This is a genomic window from Trueperella abortisuis (assembly GCF_030811095.1).
GTDB classification, from domain to species: domain Bacteria; phylum Actinomycetota; class Actinomycetes; order Actinomycetales; family Actinomycetaceae; genus Trueperella; species Trueperella abortisuis.
Genome location: NZ_JAUSQL010000001.1, coordinates 1086505 through 1113251, shown reverse-complemented (window position 1 = coordinate 1113251; position 26747 = coordinate 1086505). Strand labels below are relative to the sequence as shown.

Annotated in this window: 25 protein-coding genes; 9 read left to right on the top strand and 16 right to left on the bottom strand. The window is 65.4% G+C overall.

Features of this window, described 5'->3' with window-relative positions; translation table 11 throughout:
• On the top strand, positions 1-657 hold the full coding sequence (locus J2S45_RS04935; protein ID WP_270974446.1) for a potassium channel family protein: 657 nt from the start codon (positions 1-3) through the stop codon (positions 655-657).
• Here the strand turns inward: J2S45_RS04935 and J2S45_RS04930 are convergent.
• From J2S45_RS04930 to J2S45_RS04915, 4 genes are read right to left on the bottom strand one after another with little or no spacing between them, the layout of a single operon-like run.
• Positions 654-1358 (bottom strand): DUF3159 domain-containing protein, encoded by a 705-nt coding sequence (locus J2S45_RS04930; protein ID WP_296929027.1) that lies wholly within the window; start codon positions 1356-1358, stop codon positions 654-656. The two genes, J2S45_RS04935 and J2S45_RS04930, sit on opposite strands and share 4 nt — an antisense overlap.
• Entirely contained in the window at positions 1351-1599 is a 249-nt protein-coding gene (locus J2S45_RS04925; protein WP_307634718.1) for a single stranded DNA-binding domain-containing protein, read from the bottom strand. Before J2S45_RS04925 ends, J2S45_RS04930 begins: the two co-directional genes overlap by 8 nt.
• Positions 1596-2222, bottom strand: coding sequence for a DUF3710 domain-containing protein (locus J2S45_RS04920; RefSeq protein WP_307634717.1), 627 nt, complete (start codon positions 2220-2222; stop codon positions 1596-1598). Before J2S45_RS04920 ends, J2S45_RS04925 begins: the two co-directional genes overlap by 4 nt.
• 13 nt (positions 2223-2235) lie before the next feature.
• A complete protein-coding gene (locus J2S45_RS04915) occupies positions 2236-2535 on the bottom strand; it encodes a DUF4193 domain-containing protein (protein ID WP_270974438.1) in 300 nt (99 codons plus the stop codon).
• A gap of 185 nt (positions 2536-2720) precedes the next feature.
• Here J2S45_RS04915 and sepH point away from each other — a divergent pair, with 185 nt between their 5' ends.
• The gene (gene sepH / locus J2S45_RS04910) at positions 2721-3692 is read left to right on the top strand and encodes a septation protein SepH (RefSeq protein WP_307634716.1); all 972 of its coding nucleotides are present in this window, start codon (positions 2721-2723) and stop codon (positions 3690-3692) included.
• Positions 3693-3797: 105 nt separating this feature from the next.
• Here the strand turns inward: sepH and J2S45_RS04905 are convergent, their stop codons facing one another.
• A complete protein-coding gene (locus J2S45_RS04905; RefSeq protein ID WP_307634715.1) occupies positions 3798-4877 on the bottom strand; it encodes an alkaline phosphatase family protein in 1080 nt (359 codons plus the stop codon).
• Entirely contained in the window at positions 4874-5434 is a 561-nt protein-coding gene (locus tag J2S45_RS04900; protein WP_270974432.1) for a DUF5998 family protein, read from the bottom strand. The genes J2S45_RS04905 and J2S45_RS04900 overlap by 4 nt, the downstream gene beginning before the upstream one ends.
• Before the next feature lie 111 nt (positions 5435-5545).
• Between J2S45_RS04900 and J2S45_RS04895 the strand changes: the two genes are divergently transcribed.
• Positions 5546-7936 (top strand): DNA gyrase/topoisomerase IV subunit A, encoded by a 2391-nt coding sequence (locus J2S45_RS04895; protein WP_307634714.1) that lies wholly within the window; start codon positions 5546-5548, stop codon positions 7934-7936.
• 14 nt (positions 7937-7950) lie between these two features.
• On the opposite strand, the gene J2S45_RS04890 is transcribed toward J2S45_RS04895, so the two are convergent.
• The 4 genes from J2S45_RS04890 to J2S45_RS11170 all read right to left on the bottom strand — a co-directional run bounded on the left by J2S45_RS04890 (position 7951) and on the right by J2S45_RS11170 (position 12420).
• Positions 7951-8916, bottom strand: a complete 966-nt coding sequence (locus J2S45_RS04890) for a GNAT family N-acetyltransferase (RefSeq protein ID WP_307634713.1) — start codon at positions 8914-8916, stop codon at positions 7951-7953.
• Complete coding sequence (locus J2S45_RS04885; RefSeq protein WP_270974427.1) at positions 8916-9944, bottom strand: GNAT family N-acetyltransferase; 1029 nt, start codon at positions 9942-9944, stop codon at positions 8916-8918. The genes J2S45_RS04890 and J2S45_RS04885 overlap by 1 nt, the downstream gene beginning before the upstream one ends.
• A gap of 33 nt (positions 9945-9977) precedes the next feature.
• Positions 9978-12110, bottom strand: coding sequence for a DNA gyrase/topoisomerase IV subunit B (locus J2S45_RS04880; RefSeq protein WP_307634712.1), 2133 nt, complete (start codon positions 12108-12110; stop codon positions 9978-9980).
• Between the two features lie 121 nt (positions 12111-12231).
• Complete coding sequence (locus J2S45_RS11170) at positions 12232-12420, bottom strand: DUF7455 domain-containing protein (RefSeq protein ID WP_270974425.1); 189 nt, start codon at positions 12418-12420, stop codon at positions 12232-12234.
• Positions 12421-12510: 90 nt separating this feature from the next.
• Between J2S45_RS11170 and J2S45_RS04875 the strand changes: the two genes are divergently transcribed.
• A complete protein-coding gene (locus J2S45_RS04875) occupies positions 12511-13146 on the top strand; it encodes a 3'-5' exonuclease (RefSeq protein ID WP_307634711.1) in 636 nt (211 codons plus the stop codon).
• 25 nt (positions 13147-13171) lie between these two features.
• On the opposite strand, the gene J2S45_RS04870 is transcribed toward J2S45_RS04875, so the two are convergent.
• From J2S45_RS04870 to J2S45_RS04860, 3 genes are all read right to left on the bottom strand, one after another.
• Positions 13172-14779 carry an RNA polymerase sigma factor gene (locus J2S45_RS04870; protein ID WP_307635429.1) on the bottom strand — a complete coding sequence of 536 codons (1608 nt, stop codon included), beginning with the start codon at positions 14777-14779 and terminating at the stop codon, positions 13172-13174.
• A 168-nt stretch (positions 14780-14947) separates the two neighbouring features.
• Entirely contained in the window at positions 14948-15346 is a 399-nt protein-coding gene (locus tag J2S45_RS04865) for a universal stress protein (RefSeq protein ID WP_270974423.1), read from the bottom strand.
• Between the two features lie 41 nt (positions 15347-15387).
• Complete coding sequence (locus J2S45_RS04860) at positions 15388-16491, bottom strand: DUF4192 family protein (RefSeq protein WP_307634710.1); 1104 nt, start codon at positions 16489-16491, stop codon at positions 15388-15390.
• Between the two features lie 117 nt (positions 16492-16608).
• Between J2S45_RS04860 and J2S45_RS04855 the strand changes: the two genes are divergently transcribed.
• Complete coding sequence (locus J2S45_RS04855) at positions 16609-17658, top strand: polyprenyl synthetase family protein (protein ID WP_307634709.1); 1050 nt, start codon at positions 16609-16611, stop codon at positions 17656-17658.
• Positions 17659-17706: 48 nt separating this feature from the next.
• On the opposite strand, the gene J2S45_RS04850 is transcribed toward J2S45_RS04855, so the two are convergent.
• Complete coding sequence (locus J2S45_RS04850) at positions 17707-18057, bottom strand: Rv2175c family DNA-binding protein (RefSeq protein ID WP_307634708.1); 351 nt, start codon at positions 18055-18057, stop codon at positions 17707-17709.
• A gap of 136 nt (positions 18058-18193) precedes the next feature.
• Between J2S45_RS04850 and J2S45_RS04845 the strand changes: the two genes are divergently transcribed.
• Together J2S45_RS04845 and pknB are read left to right on the top strand one after the other, a co-directional pair.
• Positions 18194-19465: a lytic transglycosylase domain-containing protein gene (locus tag J2S45_RS04845; protein ID WP_296929053.1), complete on the top strand. Its 1272-nt coding sequence runs from the start codon at positions 18194-18196 to the stop codon at positions 19463-19465.
• 65 nt (positions 19466-19530) lie between these two features.
• Entirely contained in the window at positions 19531-21549 is a 2019-nt protein-coding gene (pknB, locus tag J2S45_RS04840; protein WP_307634707.1) for a Stk1 family PASTA domain-containing Ser/Thr kinase, read from the top strand.
• A 55-nt stretch (positions 21550-21604) separates the two neighbouring features.
• On the opposite strand, the gene J2S45_RS04835 is transcribed toward pknB, so the two are convergent.
• Together J2S45_RS04835 and J2S45_RS04830 are read right to left on the bottom strand one after the other, a co-directional pair.
• Positions 21605-22957, bottom strand: coding sequence for a class II 3-deoxy-7-phosphoheptulonate synthase (locus J2S45_RS04835; RefSeq protein WP_307634706.1), 1353 nt, complete (start codon positions 22955-22957; stop codon positions 21605-21607).
• A 100-nt stretch (positions 22958-23057) separates the two neighbouring features.
• Positions 23058-24281 (bottom strand): pyrophosphate--fructose-6-phosphate 1-phosphotransferase, encoded by a 1224-nt coding sequence (locus J2S45_RS04830; protein WP_307634705.1) that lies wholly within the window; start codon positions 24279-24281, stop codon positions 23058-23060.
• A 289-nt stretch (positions 24282-24570) separates the two neighbouring features.
• Between J2S45_RS04830 and J2S45_RS04825 the strand changes: the two genes are divergently transcribed.
• Together J2S45_RS04825 and J2S45_RS04820 are read left to right on the top strand one after the other, a co-directional pair.
• Positions 24571-24942 carry a hypothetical protein gene (locus J2S45_RS04825; RefSeq protein WP_307634704.1) on the top strand — a complete coding sequence of 124 codons (372 nt, stop codon included), beginning with the start codon at positions 24571-24573 and terminating at the stop codon, positions 24940-24942.
• Positions 24943-24971: 29 nt separating this feature from the next.
• Entirely contained in the window at positions 24972-26738 is a 1767-nt protein-coding gene (locus J2S45_RS04820) for a DEDD exonuclease domain-containing protein (protein ID WP_307634703.1), read from the top strand.
• The last annotated feature ends 9 nt before the right edge of the window (positions 26739-26747 follow it).

Sequence of the window (26747 nt, the reverse complement as noted above, 5' to 3'; positions counted from 1 at the left end):
ATGAAGATTCTTGTAGCTGGAGCTGGCTCCGTGGGGCGCTCGCTCGCCCGCGAAATGAGCGAGGCCGGGCACGAGTTGACCCTCATCGACATCAAACCCGAGGCGATGCGCGTGGCATCGGTGCCGGAGGCGGACTGGATCCTCGGCGACGCCTGCGAGCTCTCCGTACTCGAAACGGCCGGATTGGAGGAGACCGACGCCGTCGTCGCGGCAACCGGGGACGACAAGGCCAACCTTGTCCTGTCCCTGCTTGCTAAAACCGAGTTCGGCGTGCCGCGCGTCATCGCCCGCGTGTCCAACCCCTCCAACGCCTGGCTCTTCGACGAATCCTGGGGCGTGGACGTGGCCGTCTCCACGCCGCAGATCATGGCCGGCATCATTTCCGAGGCGGTCACAGTCGGCAAGCTCGTGCGCCGCATGGAGTTTCAATCCGGGGCAACAATGTACCTGGCCACCGTCTCCGAGGGTTCTCTTTTTACCGCACACGCCCTGGGCCAGATCGCCTTGCCGCCCGACATCATGGTCACGGGCATCGTGCGCGACGGCGTACCGCTCTTCCCCAGCTCCGACATGTCCATCGACGCCGGCGACCAGCTCATCTTCCTCGTGGGTGCCAACGCCTCGGAGGGGCTGGCCGATATCGAGGAAATCCTCTAGCGCGCTTCGGCGCCCGGCGCCTCGGTCACCCCGCCCTCGGTCTCCGCGCCCGTAGCAGTTACCGGAACTTCGGGTAAGCCTTTGACGAGTAGCCAGGTGAACCAGCCGATCAGCGCGAAGAGCGGAACACCCATGAAAAGGCGGGCGATCCCCAGCGCCTCGGTGGCGTGGGCGAGGTAGAGCGGGCCCTGAACGGCGAGCCGGGCCAGGAACAGGCCAAGCCACATCCAGGTGATGAGCAGATAGCGACGGCGGGTAACCTGCTGGTCCGGGTCATGCCGCCAGCCCGTGGCGTCCCCGCGCAGGAAGCCGATGAGCAGGCCGAGGGCGGGCCAGCGCACGAGAATCGAGATGAGCAGGGCCGCGCCGTAGCCGGCGTTCGTCAGCAGCCCCCACACGAAGAAGTTCGACGCCTCCCCACTGCGCCAGGTAACGAAGGCGGACAGCGCGATGGCGAATAGTCCGCCGAACGCGGGGGTCACCGGAATACGCTGGAGCGCACGGATCACGATGAAAACCAGTGAGGAAACCACCGAGACGCCCACCGCTAGGTTGAGGCCATGGGTGAGCGTGTAGAGAACGAGAAAGAGGATCGTGGGGATCGTGGCCTCCACGATCCCACGCGGACCACCCACCGCAGCCATGACGTCAAAATCGTCCTCGACGAGGGCGCGCATGCCGGTCGCGTGAGGCTCAGTCATCGTCGTTCTCCACTTCCATGATGGGGTTGAACATGGTCGGCACGCCACGATGGCACGTGATCGCGCCGGCCACGCGAATTCTCGTCCCGATATCCACACATTCGAGGTTCTTCCTCGACATGAAATACAGTGTCAGCGGCCCCTCGTCGCACTCGAGACGAACCAGCACGCGCCGCTCAAGCCCCGCGCCGGGATAGGTGATGGAACGGATCGTGCCGACCAGTTCGCGCCGCCGCGTCATTCTTGCGCCGTGACCTGTTCCGGAATCTCGAGCGGGAGTAGCTCACGTGGCGGGTGCGGGGCCTGGCCCCGGTTGACGACCACCTCGCGCACGATCTCGATCATCTCATTGGCCGCCGCCTCGTCGGCACCCGCCTTGCCGTACAGCGTCGCACGCAACAACCATCGCGGCCCGTCAATCCCGAGGAACCGGTGCGGAGCCATTGCCTTCGATCCCGGCACCGGCATTTGCGCGTGCAACTCGGGGCCGAGCGGTCCCTCTTCCTCCTGAGAGAATCCGCCCTGCTGGGCAATGGAGGTGCGCATGTCGCGGCGCACCTCTTCCCACAGCTTCGCCGAACGCGGAGCCGCAAACACCTGTAGCTGGAGCGCCGAGGAGTCCTTCGAGTAGACGATGCCGAGCACCTGCTGGCGCCGCCGGTCGAGGGTGAATTGGAGGGTCGTCCCAGGGATGACGGGGATCCACAGGGAGCCGGCATCGAGCCTGTCGCCGATGGCAACCTCATCGGAATCCCACGGGCCGGTGGCAGGCGGTGCCGACTCGACGTCGTCGTCGGCCGTTACCGGATCTTCGGCGTTCGCCGCCTCGTGCCTATCGTGCTTCTTCTTCCCGAAGAGCCACATATGATCGCTCCTCCTAGGACGCGCACTCAGCGCAGACGGGCAGGCCGTCCTCCTCGTATGCCAGCTGGGATCGGTGGTGGACGAGGAAGCAGCGCGAGCAAGTGAACTCGTCATCCTGCGCGGGAACGACTGCGACGGAAAGCTCGACGTTAGACAGGTCGGCACCCGGAAGCTCGAAACCCTCGGCAGCCTCCACTTCGTCTTCGTCAACAGAGTTAGACTGGTGACTGTTATTTCGCGCGTTAAGCTGGGTTAGGGAATCCTCCTTCAGCTCCTCATCCTGCTTGCGCGGCGCATCGTAATCTGTGGCCATGATCTCCCCTTGAATAGGTCAATGTTCACGCACTTTCTACCAAAGCTTGCCACGTTTGACAACACCGGTTCTGAATTGGCGAATCCGTGAGACCATTTGGCTCACATTCGCCAACACACCGCCGCCTGTGACCCCATTTCTCGTCGCCAGGTGGCACCCTTGTTGCAGGACCGGAGGAGGCAAACATGATCGAGCTCGAATTGTTGGGGCTTCAAGACGGGCAGAAGTTGAGCCTGAATGATTCACAGGGTAACCGCTACGTACTTCCGATCACTGACGAACTTCGCGCGGCCCTGCGCACCGACGTAACCTCGCAGGGCGAGGACACGCCGAAGCCGATCACCCCGCGCGAGATCCAGGCCTATTTCCGTGCCGGGCGCACGGTGGCCGAAGTCTCCGAAATCTCCTCTCTACCCCCTTCGCAGCTGACGAATCTCGCCTACCCGATCTTCGCCGAGCGTGAGTACGTTGCCCAGAATGCCCGCCTGTACCGCCTCGGGCACGAGGACGGCGGCATGACTCTCGAAGAATTGGTCGCTTCCCGGCTGGTCAGCCGCGGGGTCGAAGCGAGCGACGTCGAATGGGATGCACGTCGCGAGCACGGCGAGCCGTGGATCTTGACGGCCACCTACACCAGCGGCGGCGTCGTCAATGTGGCCAGATGGGCCGTCAACACGAAGACGCAAACGTTCCAGGCACGCAACGACGAGGCAACTTGGCTCACCGAGAACCAAATCCCCGCTCCTGCCAACCCGTGGCGCAAGCCCAACACCCCGCCAGCCGAACCGGAGCGGAAGGCCTCCATCATCGACGCCCAGCCGGCGGCTGCGGGCAGCGCTGTGGACATCGACTCAATGCTCGCCTCCCTCAACTCCAAGCGCGGCCAGGCCCAACCCATGCCCGAGTTCGACGGCGCCCACCCTGCGGACTCCGAACCCGAGGCGGCTCAGGACGCCACGATTCTCTCCCTGCCCACCTCCTCCGCCGAGGAGGAAGAGCCCGACGCCCCCAGTGAAGGCGACGGCCAGCAGGCCCTTCCCGGCGTCGCGGCAGACACCCAAAAGGCCGCCAAGCCGGACAAGCCGAAGAAGCGGCGCAACCGCCCGGCAATGCCCACGTGGGACGAGATCGTTTTCGGCTACTCGAAGGACGACTAGCCCCGGTTAGCCCGCCAATGGCGCCGGAAGGCTACCTTTTGCCGAGATGCAAGGCGTCCGCCAGATGCGCCCCGACACCGGTCACAACCTCCAAAAAAACTACAGCTAGATAAGATCAATGCCGAGCGGGATCATCATCTCCTGCTCGGTGAGGGAGCCGTGCACACCGACCAGTCCGATCGCTCCCTGGCTCTGGTAGCGCGAGTCGACGATCGCGAGCCGGTCTTTCGCGAAGACGAGAACGTCGCCGAAGACCTCGCGGGCAAAGTCGCCCATCGGCCCGAAAAGCCCAGCTTCCTCAGCCTCGGCCTGCGTGTAGATCCAGGCCCGCTCCCCCAGCACCTCCCGCCAGCGCCCAGAAACCTCCTCCGGCTCCTCGGTGTACAGGTGTAGCGCTCGGGATTCCCCAGCCACGACGTCGACTCCACGGGTAAGCTCGCCCACGCATGCGATGTCGTAGCGCTCGGCGACGTCGATCATGCCGTGATCGGCTGTGAGCACGAGGAGCGTATCGGGCGGCAATAGGCGACGTAGCCTGCCGAGCTCCGAGTCAAAGTGTTCGAGCTGGCCAATCCACGCCTCCGATTCCCATCCGGCATGGTGGCCGGTTGAATCAATGTCGCCCCAGTACAGGTAGACGAGGTCGGCCCCGGACTTCAGCTCCGCGACCGCGCCATCCACGCGTGCCTCTAGCTTCTCGGCGACGACGGTGCGCCCGCCACGCAAGGCCGCGAGAGTCAGTCCGGAGTCGACGAAGCGGCGCGGGTGGATCTTGACCGCGTCGAGGTCCGTCGTCTCGAAGATCGTGGGCACGGACTGCCACGCGCGAGGATCAACGCTGGACGTATTCCAGCCGATGAGGTTGAAGACCTCATCGGAGCCGGGTACCCGCAGGGCATAGCCGCCCATCGCCGTCTGGCCCGGCATGGCGCCCGTTGCGAGCGCGCTAATGCCGGCCGCCGTCGTCGACGGCACCACAGTGGTAATCGCGCGCATGTCGAGGGAGCGAAGGGTGGGGGCATGCCCGCGACGCTGGTCGATGTTGTGAAAGCCAAGGCCGTCGACCATGACCACGCACGCGCGCCGGGCGGCCGGGAGGTTGAACACGGACTGGCGTGCCTGACCGAGAGAGCGCAATACGCCCGGCAACACCTCGGCGAGATTCTCCCTGTGCGGTACGATCATGCGAGTTGCCCGAGGATACGTTCGACCTCATCGATGAAGGCCACCCCTTCAGCGAAGTGGGTCGCGTCCACGTGGCGGTCGAGAAAGAGCTGCAGGTCTTCGTTTGTCGCCACGCCCACGTAGCCGTGATCGTTCGTGCAGGTGGGGTCGTCACACGCGCCGGGCTGGAGGTCCTGAGAGAAGGCTGCACCCCAGCGCAGGCGTAGCAGGATGGAGTTGAGCTGACCCACGCGCTTGCCGCGGAACTCGCGGCGGCGAACCACGTGATGCTCCCTGATACTGTCGAGGCGGACCGACTGCGCCGTCGTCACATATTCGCCGCGAGTGTCCATCTCGTAGTTCGTGTCCGAGTAGACGAGGACGAGGCGCGTAGCTGTGACGATGAAGGCGACGATCCTGTCATAGACCGAGTCCGCGTCGAAGACAGTTTCGGGCCGCACATAGAAGGCGCGCACGACGTCCTCGCCCAGAGCCTGGCGGATGTCGGCAAGCACGGGCGACTCTGGCGCCACCAAGCTTGACAGCGCCGCATCGAGGTCGTTTCGCATATCGATCATTGCCCCATTGTCCCAAAACCGGCGCCTGTGCGAGAAGTCGGGTCACCAACATCACGGCAACACGGGGCGCGCGCTCGCCGGCCGCGAACCGAACGGCCAGATAATGGAATAATGGCCAGCACAGAGCAGATCGTTGACATTGACGTGTCGCAGGAAATGCGCACATCCTTCCTCGAATACTCCTATTCCGTCATCTACGCCCGCGCCCTGCCCGACGCCCGCGACGGCCTCAAGCCGGTCCAGCGCCGTATCCTTTTCCAGATGGATCGCATGGGTCTGCGCCCCGACCGTGGCCACGTCAAATCCTCGCGCGTGATCGGGGAGGTCATGGGCCGCTTGCATCCGCACAGCGACTCGGCCATCTACGACGCCATGGTCCGCCTCTCCCAACCCTTCACCATGCGCCTGCCCATGGTCGACGGCCACGGCAACTTTGGTTCGCTCGACGACGGGCCCGCGGCTCCTCGCTACACCGAGGTGCGCATGGCCCCGGCGGCGCTGGCGATGACGGCGGATATTGACGAGGACGTCGTCGACATGGTGCCTAATTACGACAACACCTACCTTCAGCCTGAGGTGCTTCCCGCCGCCATCCCCAACCTGCTCGTCAACGGCTCGTCGGGCATCGCGGTGGGCATGGCCACCAACATGGCGCCTCACAACCTCGGCGAGGTCATCGCGGGGGCACGCTTCCTCCTCGACCACCCCGAGGCCACCCTCGACGAGCTGATGCGCTACATCCCCGGGCCCGACCTGCCCGAGGGCGGCAAGATCGTGGGGCTCGATGGGATCCGCCAGGCATACGAAACCGGGCGCGGCATCTTCCGCACCCGCGCCACCGCCCACATCGAGAACGTCACCGCCCGCAAGAAGGGCATTATCTTCACCGAGCTGCCCTACCTCGTGGGCCCGGAGAAGGTCATTGACAAGATCAAGGACGGGGTGCAGTCGAAGAAGCTGCAGGGCATCACGGGGGTACAGAACCTCACCGATCGTAAGCACGGCACCAGGCTCGTGGTCGAGGTGAAGAACTCCTTCAACCCGGAGGCCGTGCTTGCCGCCCTCTACAAGCACACCCCGCTCGAGGATTCTTTCGGCATCAATAACGTCGCCCTCGTCGATGGCCAGCCGCACACCCTCGGCCTCAAGGCCCTGCTCGAGGTCTTCCTCGACCACCGCCTCACCGTCACTCGCCGGCGCACCGCCTTCCGCTTGCAGAAAGCCAAGGACCGCCTTCACCTGGTGGAGGGTCTCCTCATCGCGATCCTCGACATCGACGAGGTCATCGCCCTCATCCGATCCTCCGATGACTCCGCCACAGCCAAGGATCGCCTCATGAAGGTATTCGATCTGACAGAGATCCAGGCCGATTACATCCTCGAGCTGCGGCTGCGCCGGCTGACGAAGTTCTCCCAAATCGAGCTGGAGCAGGAAAAGAACGAGCTGGAAAGCGAGATCGAGCGCCTCGGCGAGATCCTCAGCTCCGACGTCAAGCTACGCGCCCTCGTCTCCTCCGAGCTGGCCCAAACCGCCCGCGAGTTCGCCACCCCGCGCCGCACGGTTCTGCTCGAGTCCGATGCCACCAAGCCCACCTCCGCGCTCAAGGTCGAGGACGACCCATGCTGGGTGCTCCTGTCCGGCGACGGCCTCATCGCCCGGATCGTGACCGCCACCGAGCCCTCCCACTCCGGCCCGCGCCAGCGTCACGACGCCGTCGTCGCCCGGGTCAGGACGACCAACCTGTCCTCCATTGGGGTGATCACCTCCGATGGGTCGGTCACCCGACTGAACGTCCTCGACATCCCCGCCATCCCCGAAACTCAGACAGCGCCGGGACTCTCCGGCGGCGCGCCAGTTAAGGAACTCTTGCTCGCAGGCCAAGGCTCGACCGTGGTCGGGCTCGTCGACCTCGATCACCCGCCCATCCTTGCCCTCGCTACAGCACAGGGCAAGATCAAGCGCGTCAACCCCGACTACCCTGACCGCGGCGCGATCGACATCATCAAGCTCGCCGACGGCGACGCCGTGATCGGCGCTGCCCCCGCCTCCGACGACGACGAGATCGTGCTTGTAACCTCCAACGCCCAGTTGCTGCGTTTCCCCGCCGCCGACGTGCGCCCGCAGGGTCGTGCCGGCCAGGGAGTTGCCGGCATCCGAGTGTCCGACGCTCGGGTGATCGCCCTCGGCGTCGTGCCCGCGAATGACGTTGCCGCCCACGGCGTCGTCACCATCGCCGGCTCCTCCGGCTCGCTGCCCGGCACTGCGCCCGGCTCGGCAAAGGTCACCCCGCTCGACCGCTACCCCGCCAAGGGCCGCGGCACCGGAGGCGTTCGCACGCAACGCTTCCGCAGCGGCGAGGATCAGCTTCAGCTGGCCTGGGTGGGCCAGCTACCTCCACGCGCGATCGGCTCGAACGGCAAGCCTGTGGCGCTTCCCGACGTCGACGAGCGCCGCGACGGCTCGGGCACCGAGCTGGCCGCCGTCGTAACGGCCATCGGCTAGGCCGGGATGAAAGACTAGACCCGGGTGGTCATGATGTACGTCTCGGCCACTCGGATGAAGTCGAAGTGCTCAAAGACGGTTACGAGGTCCGTGTCCGTGCCGTCAGCGGTGACGTCGAGGCCAATGTAGCTCAGGCCCGCCGCGCGGAAGCGCTCCACCGCCGTCGCCAGAAGGTTGGAAGCCACGTGCTTGCCCCGCCACTCGGGCAACACCACGATCTCTTCAATGTAGCCCTCGTCCTGCACGCCGTCCGCGTCCTGCGCGTCCTCCAGCCCCGAGGAGAAACGGGAGGCCAGCACGTAACCGGCGAGCCGGGGGCGATCCCCGAAAAGGTCAAGCGCGACCAGGCACAGGTCCTCGTCCATCGATTCCAGGCGCCTCGCCCATGCTTTGCCGCCCATCGCGGCCCCCTCGTTTTCCGCCATCACGCGGTTGTGAGCCTTACGCGAATCCCTGATCCAGTCCGCGCCCATCTTCACGATCTGTATGTAGGAGGATGTCGGCGAGACCTGGGAAGGGATATCGAGGCTACGGCGCATCTGGACGTAGCGCGAGTGGCTTCGAAACCCGAAGCGGATGGCCATCTCGAACAGCGCGCCCTGCGAGGCATCCACATACATCTGGACAAGAGCCTCGTCCAGGCCCAGCTCGGAAGCGAGGTCGCGGGCCGTGAGAAGCTGACGCTCCAAGAGATCATGGCCCACCCCGTGGTCACGCCACGTGGGCGTCACCCCGCCGGAGATGGTAATCGGAGACTCGCCCGCGTTGCCGGCCGGTGTGCGGGCAAGGCCGAAGGCGACGAGATCCTGCCCCTCCCATGCGCCCTGTGCACGCCAAGCGTGGGAATCGGCGAAATAGCCCTCCACCTCGCGCCGGGTCGTGCGAATGGCCGAGGCGTCCGCCTCCTCGATCGCCGCGATGATCGCGTACACGTGAGGGGCATCGTCCGCATTCAGCGCGGTCCACGTCCAGTCCGCCATCAGATATCAATCGAGTAGAGGATCTGAGCCGAGCCTTCGAAGAAGCCGTAACGCGTGAGGAAATCTGTGGCCGGGGCGGACTCGGAGATCACCGGCACCCGCATGCGCGTGATCCCGCGTTCCAGCGCCTCACCCATCTGCGACACGATGAGATCCGTTCCGACACCTTCGTGGCGGAAGTCGCGTTCCACCCCGTAAAACTTCACGCACATCGCCTGATCACGCGCGGAATTCAGCGAATAGCCCACCAGGTTAGCGCCATCCGTGAGGAGGACGGAGGCGGCCCGATCCTCGGGCGTCATCCACTCATCCCACTCCGCCTGCGACATCGGCTGGCGGCGGTCCATCACCATCGAGATACGGTTGTGCAGGCGCAACACCTCTCCCGAGTGCTTTTCGTCAAACGTGACGAGCTCCATGCCGCGCGCCTCCAGGCGCTCCCTCGCGGCCCGCGCGTACTCGGCGTGCTCAGCGCCGAGATTCACATCCATCGATGTCCAGCGCGTGTGCGGGGAGAACCCGCCAGCGGCGAGCAGGCGACGTCGTTCCATGTTCGACACCCTCACGCGGGAACGGATCGAGGCCGGCAGGTCGTAACCATTAGCAAGCATGAGTTGGCGCGCCCGCCCGTCCTGCCACTCGAGCAGCGCCCGCCCGATACCGCGCCTGCGCCAGTGCGGGCGGATGACGCCGTAGATGTTGGCCTGCGCCTCCGTCAGCGGGTGGGGGTTGTTGAAAACAAAGCCCATCGCCTGTAGCTGACCGTTCGTGTCGCGGCCCACAATGGCGTCCATGTTCCTCCGGTCGGCCTCGGCGGCCCTGACCCAGGGCGTGACCTGCTGAAGGATGCGCAACTCATCACAGATCTCCGGATCCGCCGACTCCCGCAAAAGATCCGCGAGCTCATCGAGATCACCCGCGGCGAGCTGCTTCCACGACAGCCCCAGATGGGGGCTTGGCCCCGCCAGCTCGCTCGGAGCCGCCAAACGTTGCTCGAGCGAACGTCCCGTGATCTTTCCTGTCTGCATATGCCCCAGTCTACCAAGGGCGGCGCGCAACTCCTATGCGTCAATCTGCTCGCGTGAGATGTGGCCCGCGCCCTCAACGATGAAATCACGCCGCGGCGCCACTTCTGAGCCCATGAGAAGCTCGAAGGTATCCTCCGCGAAACGGAGCGCCTCGGCATCGGCAAGCGAGACCCGGCGAAGCGTGCGGTGCTTCGGATCCATCGTAGTCTCCGCCAGCTGGTTGGCATCCATCTCTCCCAGGCCCTTGTAGCGCTGGATCGGCTGCTTGTACGTGCGCCCGCTCCGCTCCAGCCGCGCCAGGGTGCGGTGCAACTCGGCGTCGGAATAGCTGTAGATATACTCCCCCTTCTTCCCTCCGCGACCGGCCACCTCCACCCGGTGGAGCGGGGGCACCGCCGCGTACACGCGCCCGGCCTCCACGAGTGGGCGCATGTAGCGGAAGAACAAGGTCAGGAGCAAGGTGCGGATGTGGGCGCCGTCGACGTCGGCGTCCGTCATGAAGATGACCTTGCCGTAACGCGCCGCGTCAAGATCGAAGGTGCGGCCCGAGCCGGCCCCGACCACCTGAATGATCGATGAGACCTCCTGGTTGCTGAGGATGTCGGCGTGGGAGGCCTTCTGGACATTGAGGATCTTGCCGCGGATCGGTAGCAACGCCTGGAACTCTGAGTCGCGAGCGAGCTTTGCGGTACCGAGGGCAGAATCGCCCTCGACAATGAACAGCTCAGTGTGCTCAATATCGTCCGAGCGGCAGTCGGCCAACTTGGCGGGCAGCGAGGAAGTCTCGAGGGCGTTCTTGCGACGCGAGATCTCCTTCTGGGTGCGGGCGGCCACGCGGGCGCGCATCTCCGCCACCACCTTCTCCAGAACGCGCTGGTTCTCGCTCTTCGCGTCGCGTTTGGTGGAGGAAAACTCGCGCCCGAGCTCCTCCTCCACCACCTTCGCCACGATCCCCCGGATCGGCGCCGTGCCCAGAACCTCCTTAGTTTGTCCCTCGAACTGCGGCTCGGGGAAGCGCACGGCAACGACGGCGGTCAAGCCCGCCAGAATATCGTCCTTCTCGATGCGTGGATCGCGCGCCGTGACCTTCAGTTGGCGCGACTTGGATTCGATCTGGGCGCGGACCACTTTGACCAGGCCCTGCTCGAAGCCCGTCAAGTGCGTGCCGCCCTTGGGGGTAGCGATGATGTTGACGAAAGTCTCCTCGCGGGTGTCGTACCCGTTGCCCCAACGTAGCGCGATGTCGACGTCGCACACGCGCTCGACTTCGCGCGGGCGCAAGTGTCCGGAGTTCTTGTCAAGAACCTGAACCGTCTCGTCAAACGTGCCCTGGCCCCTCAGGTGCATGGTGCGGGAGACCGCCGGGTCGGTGGCCAGGTGGTCGACAAAGTCCACCACCCCGCCGTCGTACTTGAAGACCTCCTCCACCGGCGCGTCGGCGCGCTCGGGAAGTCCGCGCTCATCGCGAACGACCACCTCAAGGCCGGGCACGAGGAAGGCCTTTTCGCGGACGCGCTCGATGAGATGCTGGTAGCTGAATTGGGTGTCCTTGGGGAAAATCTCCGGGTCCGCCCAGTAGCGCACCCGCGTACCCGTGGTCTTCTTCGCGACCTTCCCGGTCACGCGTAGCTTGGAATGGGTGGTGAACGGGGTGAAGGGAGCGTCCGGGGCGGGTGCGGCGGCGTCGTCGAAAACGCCGGGCTCGCCGCGCTTGAAGGACATCTCCCACACCTTTCCCTCGCGCTTGACCGCCACGTCGAGGCGCTGGGAGAGGGCGTTGACCACCGAGGCGCCCACGCCGTGCAGGCCACCCGCCGACCCGTAGTTGGCCGAGTCAAACTTTCCACCCGCGTGCAGCTTCGTGTAGACCACCTCAACGCCGGAGGCGCCCGTGCCCGGAACCTCGTCGACAGGGATGCCACGCCCGTCGTCTTCCACCTCCACCGAACCATCCGGGTAGAGCGTGACTCGGATGGAGGTGGCATACCCCTCCGTCGCCTCGTCTATCGAGTTGTCGATGATCTCCCACAGGCAGTGCATGAGCCCGCGCGAATCCGTGGAGCCGATGTACATACCCGGGCGCTTACGCACAGCCTCAAGGCCCTCGAGAACGGACAGGTGGCGGGCGTTGTATTCCTGCTTTTTGGTACTTGACACGCTTGGCATGATAGCCGCTCGACCCCCGCCAGTGAGGGACGCTCGCGGGGAGGAACGCGCCACGCGGACCGGATTGATGCCCGTCCGGGCAAAGAAAAAGGCCGGCTCACGCCGGCCTGTCGAAGCGGGTCTAGACCCGATCCGTTTCGTCGATGATATTGATGGCCACCTTCTCCAACGCTGGCATGTGCTTGCGCCAGTGGTGGGCACAGAACTGGAGTTGGCCTGACGACAATTCAACGCGCACATAGGCCTGCGCGTTGCAGGCGTCGCAACGGTCAGCAGCGGTAAGAACTGGAGTGTCAAGTATTGCATTCACACTACGATCAAAGCACGAGTGCCCGACTTTATTCCTCTTATCTCATCCCCGTTCGCCGGCGGCCTAATGCCCGTGTGGGAGAATGGGGCCATGACTTCCTTCGCCGTCGTCGACGTCGAGACCACCGGGCTCGACCGTAGTGCCGACCGCATCGTCGAGATCGCGGTTATCCTCCTCAATCACAACCTGGTGGAGGAAGGGCGCTGGCAGAGCCTCGTCAACCCTGGTCGCGCCAGCGCAGCGGTCGAGATCCACGGCTTGGGCGACGCCGTGCTCGCCGACGCGCCGCGCTTCGCCGAAATCTCACAACACGTTGTCGACCTCCTGACCGGGCGCGTGCTCGTGGCCCACCACGCCGCCTTCGAACGAGCCTTTCTGACTCGAGAGCTCACGCGCGCCGGATATGCGGGCGGTCCCGACGAGGATGCGTGCGTGTGCACGATGGATCAGTCACGCATTTACCTGCCTCCAGGGCCGCACTCACTGCGCGGGGTAGCCGAACGGCTCGGCCTCTCCCCCGCCACTCGCCATCGTGCCATGAGCGACGCCGAAACCTGCGCCCGCCTGCTCCGCTGCTACGTTGAGCTTGAGGACCGCGGCCAGCGGTACACCGACGCCGCCACCAACCGCGAGGCGCTACCCGTCTACCCCGCCCAATGGCGACGCGCCCGGGGCTGGGCGCCGCCGTACAGCAAGTACAGCAAGCGGCCCGCTCCAGGCGCGTAACATCGCGTGGGGTGCCCGGCCCGCACTACTCCAGGTAGTCGCGCAGCACCTGCGAGCGCGAGGGATGGCGCAGCTTGGACATCGTCTTGGATTCGATCTGACGGATGCGCTCGCGCGTGACGCCGTAAACCTTGCCGATCTCGTCGAGGGTCTTCGGCTGGCCGTCGGTGAGGCCGAATCGCATCGAGACCACGCCGGCCTCGCGCTCCGAGAGCGTGTCGAGAACCTGGTGGAGCTGCTCCTGCAACAGGGTGAAGCCCACGGCGTCGGCCGGGACCACGGCTTCGGAATCCTCGATGAGGTCGCCGAACTCCGAGTCGCCGTCCTCGCCCAGCGGCGTGTGCAGCGAGATTGGCTCGCGACCGTACTTCTGCACCTCGATGACCTTCTCCTCGGTCATGTCGAGCTCGCGCGCGAGTTCCTCGGTTGTCGGCTCACGGCCGAGATCCTGAAGCATTTGACGCTGCACACGCGCAAGCTTGTTGATGACCTCGACCATGTGGACCGGGATGCGGATCGTGCGCGCCTGGTCAGCCATGGCGCGCGTGATCGCCTGACGAATCCACCACGTGGCGTAGGTGGAGAACTTAAAACCCTTGGCATAGTCGAACTTCTCCACCGCGCGCACCAGGCCGAGGTTGCCCTCCTGGATGAGGTCAAGGAAGAGCATACCGCGCCCGGTGTAGCGCTTGGCGAGTGAGACGACGAGGCGGAGATTCGCCTCGAGGAGGTGGTTCTTGGCGTTGCGGCCGTCGCGGGCGATGATCTCCAGCTCCCGGCGGTGCTTACGGTCCTCGATCTCGGTTGTGTCGAGGATGTGCTGGGCGAACAGGCCCGCCTCGATGCGCTGAGCGAGCTCGACCTCCTCCGCCGCGTTCAGCAGCGGCACCTTGCCGATCTGCTTGAGGTAGTCCTTGACAGGGTCGGCTGTCGCGCCCGCAACGAGCACGCGCTGGGCCGGCTCGTCCGTGTCATCCGAGTCCTTCACCACGAAGGCTCCCCTGGAGGATTTAGCCGCGTTGGCGGTGATGACGACGGACTGATCCGCGGAATCCTCCGCGTCCGACTCGTCCTCGTCCTCGTCCTCGGAGTCCTCGTCCGCGGAATCCTCCTCGTCATCGGCGTCGAGGTCATCATCGAGCTCGAGGTGATCGTCAAGCTGGTCGTCCAGATCCTCCTCGTCCATCTCCGGCTCGTCCGGGGTGGCCGGGCTCTTGTCGAGGTCGTCCTCCTCCTGGGTGACCGCGGGCGCGGCCGGGGCCTCGGCGGGCGTTGCCGCAAGGATGGCCTCGATCAGCTCCGCCTTGCGCATCTTCGACACGCGGGACAGGCCGAGTTCACTGGCCTTCGTGCGCAGCTCGCCCACCGTAAGCTCGTTCAAGGTGCCCTCGCCAGCGCCCTTTTCCTCCGCGGCGGGCTTCGCCGCCGCCTCTTTCGCAGCGGTCTGGGTCTTCTTGGCGGGCGCCGCCTTCGCAGCGGGCTCGGCCTCTTTCGAAGCCTTATCCTTAGCGGTAGCCGCGCCCGCGGCGGATACGGCCTCGCTGATCGCCTCGATGAGTACTGCCTTGACCGCGCGTGAGTTCAGATGAAGTCCGAGTTCCTTTGCCAGCGTGCGTAGCTCGGCGACCTTCATCTCCGGCAACGCAGCGACATCAACCGAGACCTCTCCCGATGCAGAAGAGGGGGTAACAGCCTGAGACTTTGATGCGGCCACATGCAACCTTTCGTAGTACAACTCGCCCATTATAGCGCCAATAGTGATAAATCATTATTCCGCCACCAAGGACAACGCACAAAGAGCTTACATATTCCCCTCATGTGGCTGCTCTCGCACCACAAGCACCGAACACGGGCACTCAAGAAGAAGCTTTTGAATCTGTGAGCCGAGGATCAGCTTTCCGCCGGCGGGCTTGTGCGCAAGCGAGACGACGACGAGCGAGGAGCCATCCTGCGCCAGATCCGAGATCTGCCTGGCCAGATCCTTTTCATCGACGCGCACCTCGATCCGAAAACCGATGTCGGCGCTATCCAGGCGATCGGTAAGCTCGTCGACCTCCGCGTCGATACTCTCCTGGTCAAAGTGACCAAGGGGACGATGAAGAAGAGCAATAAGCAGGCGGTCTTCGCGCCTACACAGGTCGATCGCGCTGGCGAGCGCATCGTCGCGCTCACCGCGGCTGACAGGAACAATTACCGGCATGGCGCACCTTCCTTGTCACATTTATTCGTAAATGTACACGTTTATTCGGCCGTATTCCAAGACGGTTCACACTCGCGGCTGGGCTTGGACGCGATGTCCTTCGGCGAGGGCAGGTTGACGTGCAAGGCGTGAAGAACGAGCTTCGCGAGCGGGTAGTGATGGTCGGAGTTCATTGCCTGAGCCGCGTTGCTCATCGCGCGCTCGGTATCTCCCTGCCACCAGGCGAGGTAGCCGGCGATCGCGGACGGCGCCGCGTCGTCGTCGTCGGAACGCTCGGCCAGATACTCGAACAGGGCCATCATCAACGCGATACGCGTCGGGGATGGTTCCCCGACGGCGGCGAGCTTCTTCGTTAGCTGCCGGGCCGAGATGCCGCCGATCTTGACGGTGCCCTCGTCCACGCCGAACAAGATGAGCTGGTCGCGAAGCAGGACGTCGCGGAGCGCGGCATTGAGTTGGCCGGCCTTCTCCTCGGTTCCGACGGCGCTGACGTAGTCGGCCCCGGCGGCCAGCTGATCGAGCACCTCCTGCCACAGGCGAACCCCGCGGCGCTTGTTCGCCCGCCAGGCCCGCGAGGCCATCACCGCCTCCCTGCGTTCGGACCAGGCGAGGCGCTCGCGGGAGCGCAGCGGCTGATTGCCCACAGGTGCTACCCCGTCGAAGACGGCCTGGGCGACGGCCGGGGCGGCCTGGAGCTCGCCGAAAGGCCTGACGAGGTCCGCGCCTGCCAGCTCTTCCCAGACGCCTGCGCGGGCGTCGATGCACGTCACCCACGACTCGTAGTCGGTCAAGCCCACGTTAACCATGCCCGTCCCACCCGTGCGCATGGCGACGAAGTGCTGGCTGGCAAGACCGACGGTGTCGAGGATGTCGACCGACTCGCGGTCATCGAGCATGTCGCGTAGGTTCGCGCCGTACCAGCCGATGTAGAGGTCCTGCACGCAAAACGTGTCAATGAACTCGAGGGCGAGGTCGATCAGACCGGCCTGGACTGTGGGCGCGTCCACGCGAGCGACGGGTCCGCCTGGGATGCCGTGTGAGCCCTTGAGGGCGACCAGCACGATCGAGTCTTTCGGAGTGAAGCCGAAGAGGTAGGGGAACAGTGCCAGGATTTCATGAGGGTGGTTCAGTCGTATTGTGTCCATAGCGCAAGTATTGACGACTCGTCCCCCTCCACCGGCCGGGTATACCCACAAATGTGGATAGCCTACGCGCGATAGCAGGATGTGGTTAATTTTCGGCCGTGCCGTTAGGCTCAGGGCATGGAGAGTTATCGCTCGGCCGTCTCGGACAGCCTTATCCGCGCGCTTGATCAATCCGCGCCCTTCATCGACGACCCCGCCGCAACCGGCTCCTGGCGGGAGTTCCTCGCCCCGGCACGCACACTGGCCGCCTCCGGCAAGCGCACACGCGCCCTCCTGATCGCCGCCGGGCATGAGGCCTTCGGCGGCAGCGGCCATCCCGTCCACGCCGGAACCGCAGCCGAGCTCTACCAACTCTCTGCCCTCGTTCACGACGACGTTATCGACGAGTCCCATACTCGGCGCGGCAAGCCCGCCACCCATCGCGCCTTCGCCGCCACGCATCGCGACCTCGCCATGACGGGTGACGCGGACATCTTCGGCGTGAAGGCCGCCATCCTCCTCGGCGATTTTCTCCTCTCCCTGGCAGCCCTCGAGATCGACCGGGCCGAGGCCACCTCCCCCGGAGCCCATGCACGCGCACGACAGCTCTTTCACGAGATGACCGCCGAGACCGCATACGGCCAGTACCTCGACCTGCGCGCCGAAACGAGCGCACTCACCGATGACCTCAGCACCGCTTTGAACGACGCCCTGCTCGTCCTGCGCCACAAGTCCGCCCGCTACTCCGTCGAGCTTCCCCTCATGATCGGCGGCGCGCTCGCCGGCGCCTCCCCCGCGGGCATTGATGCCCTCTCGGCCGTGGGCCGCCCGCTTGGCATTGCCTTCCAGCTACGCGACGACGAGCTCGGCATCTTCGGTAGCCCCGAACAGACCGGCAAGCCGGCCGGCGGCGATATCCGCGAGGGCAAACACACTGTTCTGCTCGCCCTCGTACGGGAGATGGCCACCGACGCCGACCGCGCCGTCATCGACGCCGCCCTCGGTTACGACCTGAGCGAGGACGGCGTCGAGCAGGTACGTCAGATTGTGCGTTCATCGGGAGCCTTCGAGGCGCACGAGAAGATGATCCGGGACTATGAGGAGCGGGCCCTGGTAGCTGCCGCGCAGCTACCCGAGGCGCCGATGTTGCGCGCGGCGATGAGCAACCTCGAGGAGCGGCGCTTCTAGGCGCGAAGTCCTCGACTCATCCCGCGGTTATCCGAGGCCGAACCGCGGTTATCCGAGGCCGAGGATGACGCGGCGAACGGCCTTGTGGTGCCCGCGCCGTAGCGCCTCGATCGGCGTGGTGCCCAGCTCCGCCTCCGGGGCGTGGAGCCAGGCGAAGGCCTCCTCGTCGTCGTAACCACGGTCGGCGAGCATGGTGAGCGTGCCGTGCAGAGATGGCAGAGCCGTGTCGAGCCCATCTCGGGTTACGATTTGGTCAACGCTGATCGCGAGGGCGCGATTCGGTCCGCGGCGCACGGCAAGTAGCTTACGATCGTGCAGCATTGCGCGCACGTCCTGCTGGCGAATCCCCAGTTTATGGCCAATTTCGGGCACGGACAGAAATTCAAGCTCATCAAACACGGGCACAATATAGCCCACTTTCTGAAATTTGGGTGGCAACACGCCGGCAAGTCGACTATTGTCTCAGATGAATCATCAGTAACAATTTCATCTCGTTACACAATCGTCGCATTTGTAACGAACGTATGGAGGTTCCATGTCCTCATGGATTCGGCGCTCCGGTGCCGCACTCGCAGCAACCACTGCAGCCACGTTCATTGCGCCAACCGCGCAGGCCGCCACTGCCCCGGCGCCGCAGAGCCCGGTCTTCAAGTCCCCGGTTGTCAAGCAGCCCGAGATGACCTACCAGGTCAAGCCCGGTGACACGCTCTACTCGATCGCCAAGCGCTCCGGCACCACGGTCAACGCCATCGCACAGGCCAACTCGTTGCGTTCGATCAACCTCATTTTCCCCGGCCAGCAGCTGAGGATTCCGAGCGCCGCCACCAGCGTCTCCGCGCCGACCTCCGCGCCAGCCTCCGCGCCGGCCGCAACCTCAACGATCTACGTGGTCAAGGCCGGCGATACGCTAGGCCAGATCGCCGCCGCCCACGGCACGACGGTCGCCAAGCTCGCCGCCGATAACTCCATCGCCAACCCCAACCTCATCCACGTCGGCCTACGCCTGACCATTTCTGCCGCAACGTCGACGACGCCACAAGCCTCCCCCGCCGCCGCGTCCACGACGCCGGCCCCGGCCTCAGCCCCGAAGGCCGAGACCACCCCCGCCACCACCTACGTGGTCCGCGCCGGCGATACACTCTCGGCAATTGCGGCCAAGCACGGCACGAGCGTCGCGGCCATCGCCGCCGCCAACGGCATCTCTAACCCGAACCGGATCGGCGTCGGCCAAAAGCTCCTCATCGGCGCCGCCTCCCCGGCAGCAGCCCCGCAGGCCGCACCTCAGCAGGTGACCGGTCAGTCGACGTCGTCGGCCAGGCCCCAGCTGGTGCAGAACAACTTCCCCGGCTACACCTACGCCGACTCTACGGTGAACGCGGCAAACGAGAACAAGTACGCCCTCATCAACCGCGACCAGCCCTCGCGCGCCGAGGTCCAGTCGATGATCGTCAGCGTCGCCCGGCAGCTAGGCGTGGATCCCAAGCTCGCCCTCGCGCACGCCTTCGTCGAGTCCGGCTTCGACGCCACGGCGGTATCCCCCGCCAATGCGGTCGGCACCATGCAGGTCATCCCGTCCTCGGGCCAGTGGGCCTCCCAGCTGGTGGGACGCAACCTCGACCTGCTCGACCCCTACGACAACGTCGTTGCGGGCGTGGCGATCATCCGCTCCTTGCAAAGCTCCGCCGCGAACCTCGACCAGGGCATCGCCGGCTACTACCAGGGCCTGGGCGGCGTACGCAAGTACGGCATGCGCCCCGACACTGTCGCGTACGTCGCGAAGGTCAAGGCCGCGATGGCCCGTTTCTAACATCGGCGAAAGACACGGCCGGTCACTCTTCTTCGGAGTGACCGGCTTTCGCTAAGGTAGGAAGCGTGAAACCTGATCCACTCCTCGGCGAGGTCATTGACGAGCGCTACGTTATCAGTGCGCGTATCGCGCGCGGCGGCATGGCGACCGTCTACCAGGCCTCGGACCGGCGCCTCGAGCGCAAGGTCGCGATCAAGGTCATCCACGCCCACCTGGCCGAGCAGCCCGACTTCGTGCGCCGCTTCATCTCGGAGGCGCGAGCCGCCGCCGGACTGTCGAGCCAGTACATCGTTGCCGTACACGACCAGGGGGTCGCCTCCCTGCCCACCGGCGACCGCCCCTACCTCGTGATGGAGCTCATGTCCGGGCCGGACCTGCGCTCGGAGCTGAACACATACGGCTCCCTCCCGCTCGGCATCAGCCTCGAACTGACCCGCCAGGTTCTCGAAGGGCTCGCTGTCGCCCACGACGCCGGCATCATTCACCGCGACATCAAACCCGAAAACGTCTTGCTCACCGAGCCGCTCGTCACGACGTCGCTCGAACCCCGCTTCCAGGCCAAGCTCACCGACTTCGGCCTAGCCCGCGCCGCGAGCGACGCCACCTCAACCCACACGAACTCGATGCTTGGCACGGTCGGCTACGTGGCTCCCGAGTTCATCTCTGACGGCACCACGTCGAAGACGGCCGATATTTACTCGGTGGGCGTCATGCTCTATGAGCTGATCGCCGGCCAACTGCCCTTCCGCGGCGAGACCGCGATGAACGTGGCCTTCAAGCACGTCAACGAGACGATGCCGCGCCTGGCCGACCAGGCCGAGTGGATGCCCGCCGCCGTGGACTCCCTCATTGCGCTGTTCACCGCCAAGAGCCCATCCAAGCGCCCCATCAACGCCCGGGCCGCCCTCGATGCGCTGACCGACGTGATCGCATCCCTGCCCGAGGAGACGCTCATCCGGCGCATCCCCGTCTTCCCCACCGAGCCTGCGCGGATCCCCTCGGGCGGCACGTCAGCGATACCCGACGACGACGCCCCAGCTGCCCCGGCATCGCAATCCGAGGGGCGCTCGGTTGGCTCGACCGCCGCGGCGGGATCCGCGATGAACGCTCAGCCGGCCAGCATCCCGCCCGCCGTCTCGCGCACCGCGATCCTCGAGGAGGGTCGTCACCACACTCAGGTTAGTCCCGGCAAGCCGCGCCGCCGGCGCTGGCCCATCCTGCTCGTGGTCCTCATCGCACTCATCGGTGGCGCCGGCTACGGGCTGTGGTGGTACTACACCGAGGGCCCCGGCCTGCGTGTCAACGTCCCCAACGTCATCAATCTCACCCAGGCGGACGCCGAGACGGCCCTCACCGACGCCGGGCTCACTTACGAGGTGGCCAAGGATTATTCCGACGACATCGAAGAAGGATTCATTATCCGCGTCGACCCCGACGTCGGCGAGCCCATCCATCCCTCCAAGCTCGTGACCATGACGGTCTCCCTTGGCGTCGAACACGTCAACGTGCCCGACGTCGTGGGCAAGACGAAGGAGGAGGCGACAACGATCCTTAACGACGCACGCCTCACCTCCGAACCCACGCAAGCCTATTCGGAGACAGTCCCAGAAGGATCCATCATCTCCCAGACCCCGGAAGCGGGCCAGTCCGTGCCGCACTCGAGCCCGGTGAAGCTGACCGTCTCCCTCGGTCGCGAGCCTATCTCGGTGCCGGACCTGACCCGCGACACGCTCGACTCCGCCAACGCGCGTCTGAAAGAACTCGGGCTCGCCAGCTCCGTGACCGAGGAATACTCCGACACCGTGAAGGCCGGCGTCGTCATCAGCCAAGACCCCGCAGCCGGCGAGTCCCGCTATCGCGGCGACGCCATCGCGCTAACGGTATCCAAGGGACCGGAACTGATCGAGGTACCCAACGTCTTCGGCAAACAGGAGGGCGAGGCGGCCAAGATCCTCGAGTCGGCCGGGTTCGTCGTCGCCTACGAGCGCTTCCTCGGCGGATACTTCGGGACCGTGCGAGCTCAGTCGCCCGGCGCCGGGGAGAAGGTCAAGCCCGGATCCGTCATCACGATCACGATCGTCTAGAAGGAGCCGGGCTAGCGCAAGGCCGGGTTAGCGAGGCCGGGTTAGCGAGGCCGGGTTAGAAGTCCTCACGTAGGATTTCGGAGACGAGGAAGGCCAGCTCGAGGGACTGCTGGTGGTTGAGCCGGGGATCGACCAGGGTTTCGTAGCGCTCGCCCAGCCTGTCCGCCACGACAGCCTCCGAGCCGCCGAGCACCTCGGTGACGTCGTCACCGGTCAGCTCGATGTGGAGGCCGCCCGGGATCGTACCCATCTCACGGTGAACCCGGAAGAAGCCGCGCACCTCGTCGAGCACGTCGTCAAGCCGGCGCGTCTTGAAGCCACCCACGGAGATGGTGTTGCCGTGCATCGGGTCGCACATCCACGTCACGGGTCGACCGTCGGCGCAAACCGCCTCGATGATCTTTGGCAGGTGGCTTTCCACCTTGTCGGCGCCGAGGCGAGTGATGATCGTCAGGCGCCCTTCCTTGCCCTCCGGGTTGAGCTTGTCCACGAGGGCGCGCACCTCATCCGTGGTGGCGTTCGGGCCGATCTTCACGCCGATCGGATTCTGCACGTGGGAGAGCATCTCCACGTGTGCGCCGTCGGCGTCGCGCGTGCGCTCCCCGATCCACAGGAAGTGCGCGCCGGTGTTGTAGGGCAACCCGGTGCGCGAGTCGATGCGGGTCATCGCGTCCTCGTAGTCGAGCAGGAGCGCCTCGTGGGAGGAGTAGAAGTCGACCGTCTTCAGCGAATCGGTGAACGCGCCCGCGGCCCGCATGAACTGCATGGCGCGGTCAATCTCGCGCGCCATCGCCATGTAGCGGTGGTAGGCCGGATTGGCGGAGAAGCCACGGTTCCATTCGTGGACCTTCGTCAAGTCCGCGAATCCGCCGCCCGTGAAGGCGCGAATCAAGTTGAGGGTGGCCGCCGAATGCTGGTAGGCCTCCACCAGGCGATGCGGGTCCGGCGTGCGCGACTCGGGCGTGAAGGCGTGCCCGTTGACGGCGTCGCCCATGTAAGAGGGTAGCTCGAGGCCATCGCGACTCTCCATGGGGTTCGAACGCGGTTTCGCGTATTGACCGGCTATCCGGCCGAGTTTGACCACCGGCACCGAGGCCGAGTACGTCAGCACCACCGCCATCTGCAAGATCGTGCGGATCTTGGCGCGGATGCGGTCCGCCGTGGCGTCCGCAAAGGACTCCGCACAGTCCCCGCCCTGGAGCACAAAGGTTTCACCGCGGGAGGCCCGCGCCATCTCCGCAGTGAGGGAATCTGCCTCACCCGCGAAGATCAGCGGGGGCAGGGATCGCAGATAGTCGACGGTCGTGCTCAGAAACGCGGCATCCGGGTAGGCCGGCTGGTGCTTGGCCGGGCGCTTCTTCCATGCCGACAGGATCTCGCGTGTCATCTCATCTGCGTCTTCAAACATAGAACGATTCTAGGCAAAATCCCGTGCGGGGCGAACTCGGTCCGGAGTCCGGCATGGCGAAGGCGGGCAGCTGCGTGCTCCCCGCCTTCCCCGTGCGTCGTTACTCAGCGCTAGGCTGTGGCTGCCACGGCTGGCCGATGGCCTCCATGAGCTCCGCGAACCAGGGCTGGGTCACGTCGAACGCCTTGTGGCCAGCGATGCGCTTGAAGTCGATAGTGCTCAGCACATCACCGTTCTCCTCGTCATGGCCGACGACGCCGGAGACGCCCTTGATCGCCGACTCGACGGCGAGGTCGCACATCTGGCCGATCAGCTTCAGGTCGCGTTCGTTCGACTTCGCCGAGCGGGAGAAGTAGCCCGACTTTTGAACCATGACCTTTTCCGCGCCGATGATCTTGGAAAACTTCTTCGCAAACCACTCGCCCGGGTTGATCGAATCGAGCTTGACGTGGCCAAACGGGTCCCGTTCAACCTCGCCGCCGTCTTCCAAGATCTCCTCGACGATTTCGTTCACGCCCGCGCCCTCCGAAAGGAAGATGTTGACGTTGCCCTGCTCGTCCATGATCTTGCGCAGGCGCGAGCCTTCGGCATCGAGGTCGAAGGTGATCTCGGGCAGGTAGAGCGCGTGGATGTCCCAGCGCTCCTTCGACAGGCCAGCGGAGGGTACCCACTTCTGCTCCTCGATCCACTGGCGGTAGTAGCGGCTGGTCTCCGCCGCCAGGTAGCCGCAGCCGCGGCCCATGATCTCGTGGATGATGAGCATGCGCGGGTTGACGCGGTGTTCTCCGACAATGTTCTGGGCGAATAGCGCGCCCTGCTCGGCGGCCGAGTAGGCGCCGAGGGACTGACGGATGGGGACGATGTCGTTGTCGATCGTCTTGGGCAGGCCCACCACGGTCAGCTCGTAGTCGTGCTCGTGAAGGTAGGCGGCCAGGTCAGCGGCTGTGGTGTTCGTGTCGTCTCCACCGATGGTGTGGAGCACGTCCACCCCGTCCTTGCGCAGCTGCTCGGCGGCCACCTCGAGGGCGTTCTCGCCGGGCTTGATGAGGCCGCGATCGATCAGGTTCTGGGAATTGGTGAGCTTGACGCGGGAGTTTCCGATCGGCGAGCCGCCGAACTTGGTCAGGATGTGTGCCTTGGCGCGCGCTTCGTCGTCGAAGACCACGAAGTTGCCCGTCAGCAGGCCGTGATAGCCATGCTGGTACCCGATGATCTCGGCGTCCGGGAGCTCCTTAGTGTAGCGCTCGATGAGGTCACCCACGGCGGTGGAGAGGCAGGGGGCGTAGCCTCCTGCGGTCAGCAATGCGATGCGGCGAATAGTCATAGGTACCTTCCTTAAAGCGGGGAAATATCTGCCCAAACCAATCCTACCGTCAAACGTGGACGAGGTGCGCGCACTTAGGCCTAGCCCGATAGGCCAAAGTGCGATTTCCAAGGAGGCTGGCAACGGTTGAGATAGGTCTCCTCCGGCAGGATGCGGGCCTTTGCAATTATCCAATCCTGACCAGGCGGCATGCGTGACTCATCCTCATGCGCCCTCGTCACAACCCCCCTCCTACGTGTTGCATTCACCGCTTGGGACTACCGCACACCTCAGGCTGTAGAGTGAGCACATGCGTGAAGAGGATAACCACGACTGGGATGGCGAGTGGATCAGGCTCCAGCGGGAGATGGAGCAGGGCCCGCGGGAGGGGTTTCGCACGTGGACCCCGGCGGAGGAGGTTGACGAGGATCCTTTCGACCCCGCTGACCTGCCGGAGGCCGAGCCCGTCGCCCCCGCCTCCCAGCCGCAGCTGGCCAGGCTCTTCTTCCTCGTGACGGCGGCGGTGGCGGTTCTCTTGGTGCTCGGGCTCGCCAACGTCCTGTATTTCTCTCGCGACTGGTGGCTCATCTTCGGCACGATCGGGCTGGTGTCCGCGGCGGCGGGCGTCTACTTCAGCGCCCCGTGGTCGCATCGCCACGACGACGACGGCACGCGCGTTTAATTGTCGGAAGCCGATTCTACGATGGTTTCATGACTGATTCACGGCCCGGCCGCTCCCTTGACCTCACCCCCGCGCGCCCGCATCGCGAGGGGATGGCTCCGCCTACGCCCGTCCAGCTCGCCTTTGACGAACTGGGCCCCTCCCTCTTCGACGTGACCTTTGTGGTAGTGGATCTCGAGACGACGGGCGGCGGGCCCGGCCTCAATTCCATCACCGAGTTCGGTGCCGTCAAGGTGCGCGGCGGGGACATCATCGGCGAGTTCTCCTCGCGGGTCAACCCCCACGTGCCCATCCCCGGGCACATCACGTGGCTGACGGGAATCACAAATTCGATGGTGGCTCTTGCCCCGGACCTCGCGCAGGTCATGGCGCAGTTCCTCGCCTTCGTGGGCCACGAACCGGCCGTCTTCGTGGCCCACAACGCGCGCTTCGACATCTCTCACCTCAAGGTCGCCTGCGGGGAGCTTGGCTACCACTTCCCCGCCCACCCGGTGATCGATACGGTCAAGCTAGCGCGCAAGGTCTTCACCAAGGACGAGACCCCGAACTATAAGCTCTCCACACTGGCCCGCGTTTGTGGAGCCGAGGTTCAGCCCAGCCACAGGGCTCTCGACGACGCGCACGCCACCGTCGACTTGCTCCACGCCATCCTCTCCCGGCTAGGCGGAATCGGGGTCACCCACCTGGCCGACCTCCTGACGGCCACCGATCCTGTGCCTGCCAAGCGCCGTGCACGGGCCTATCTTGCCGACGGGCTACCCCGCGGGCCGGGCGTGTACCGATTCATCGGCCCGGGCGGCGAGGTTTTGTACGTCGGCACGTCGGTCAACGTCTACAAGCGGGTGCGCCAATACTTCACTGCCGCCGAGCGGCGGGCAAGGATGGCGGAGATGGTCGACCTGGCGGTGGCGGTGGAGGCCACCGCCACCGCCACCCAGCTCGAGGCCAACGTCTTGGAAGTGCGCCTCATCGATGAACTGGATCCCCCGTATAACCGCCGCTCGCGGCGCACCGCGCAGCGCCCGTGGCTCGTCCTCACCAATGAGCCCTTTCCCCGTCTCAAGGTCACGCGCAAGGTTCGGCTTGCCCAGATGGGTGAGGCGTTGGGGCCGTTGACCAGTGGCAAGCAGGCGACCCGGGCCGTCGAGCTTTTGCAGGCAGCCACGGGCCTTCGCGCATGCACCGCGCGGCTTCCCGCTACGCCGGACGGCCGCTCCCCCTGCCACCTCTACGAGCTGGGCAAGTGCGACGCGCCATGCCTCACAGGCAGGCCACAGTCGGAGCAGGTCGCCGCGGTACAGGCCGCGCTCGCCGGCGACGTGGCGGGTGTGGCAAGCCACACTCTGGGCAGGATCAAGGCGTTGGCGGGTGAGGAACGCTATGAGCAGGCGGCCGGCGAGCGGGACCGTCTCTACGCGCTCGTCGCCGGTGCGAAGAATCTAGAAGAGCTGCGAAGCCTCGTGGGCAACCGCCGAATCGTGGCCGCGCGCAGGTCTGGGCGCGGCTGGGACGTCGTCGTCATGGACTACGGTATGCTGCGCGCCAGCGCCGCCACGCGCCCCGGCGAGGACCCGGAGGATCTGGGCGCCTGGCTGGACGCCGCGACCGAGCAGCTTCACGAGCCGGAGTTTGCCCTCCACGTCTCCCACGACGAGGTGCGGCTCCTGTCAGCTTGGCTCATGCACGAGGACGTCCGGCTTATCAAGGTATCCCGGCCCGATTTGCTTACCCGCTCCCTGGCGGGAGGGTGCGCAGTCCAGCTCCCCCAATTGCCTGATTCGCACCCGCAGGACTAATCCTGTTCC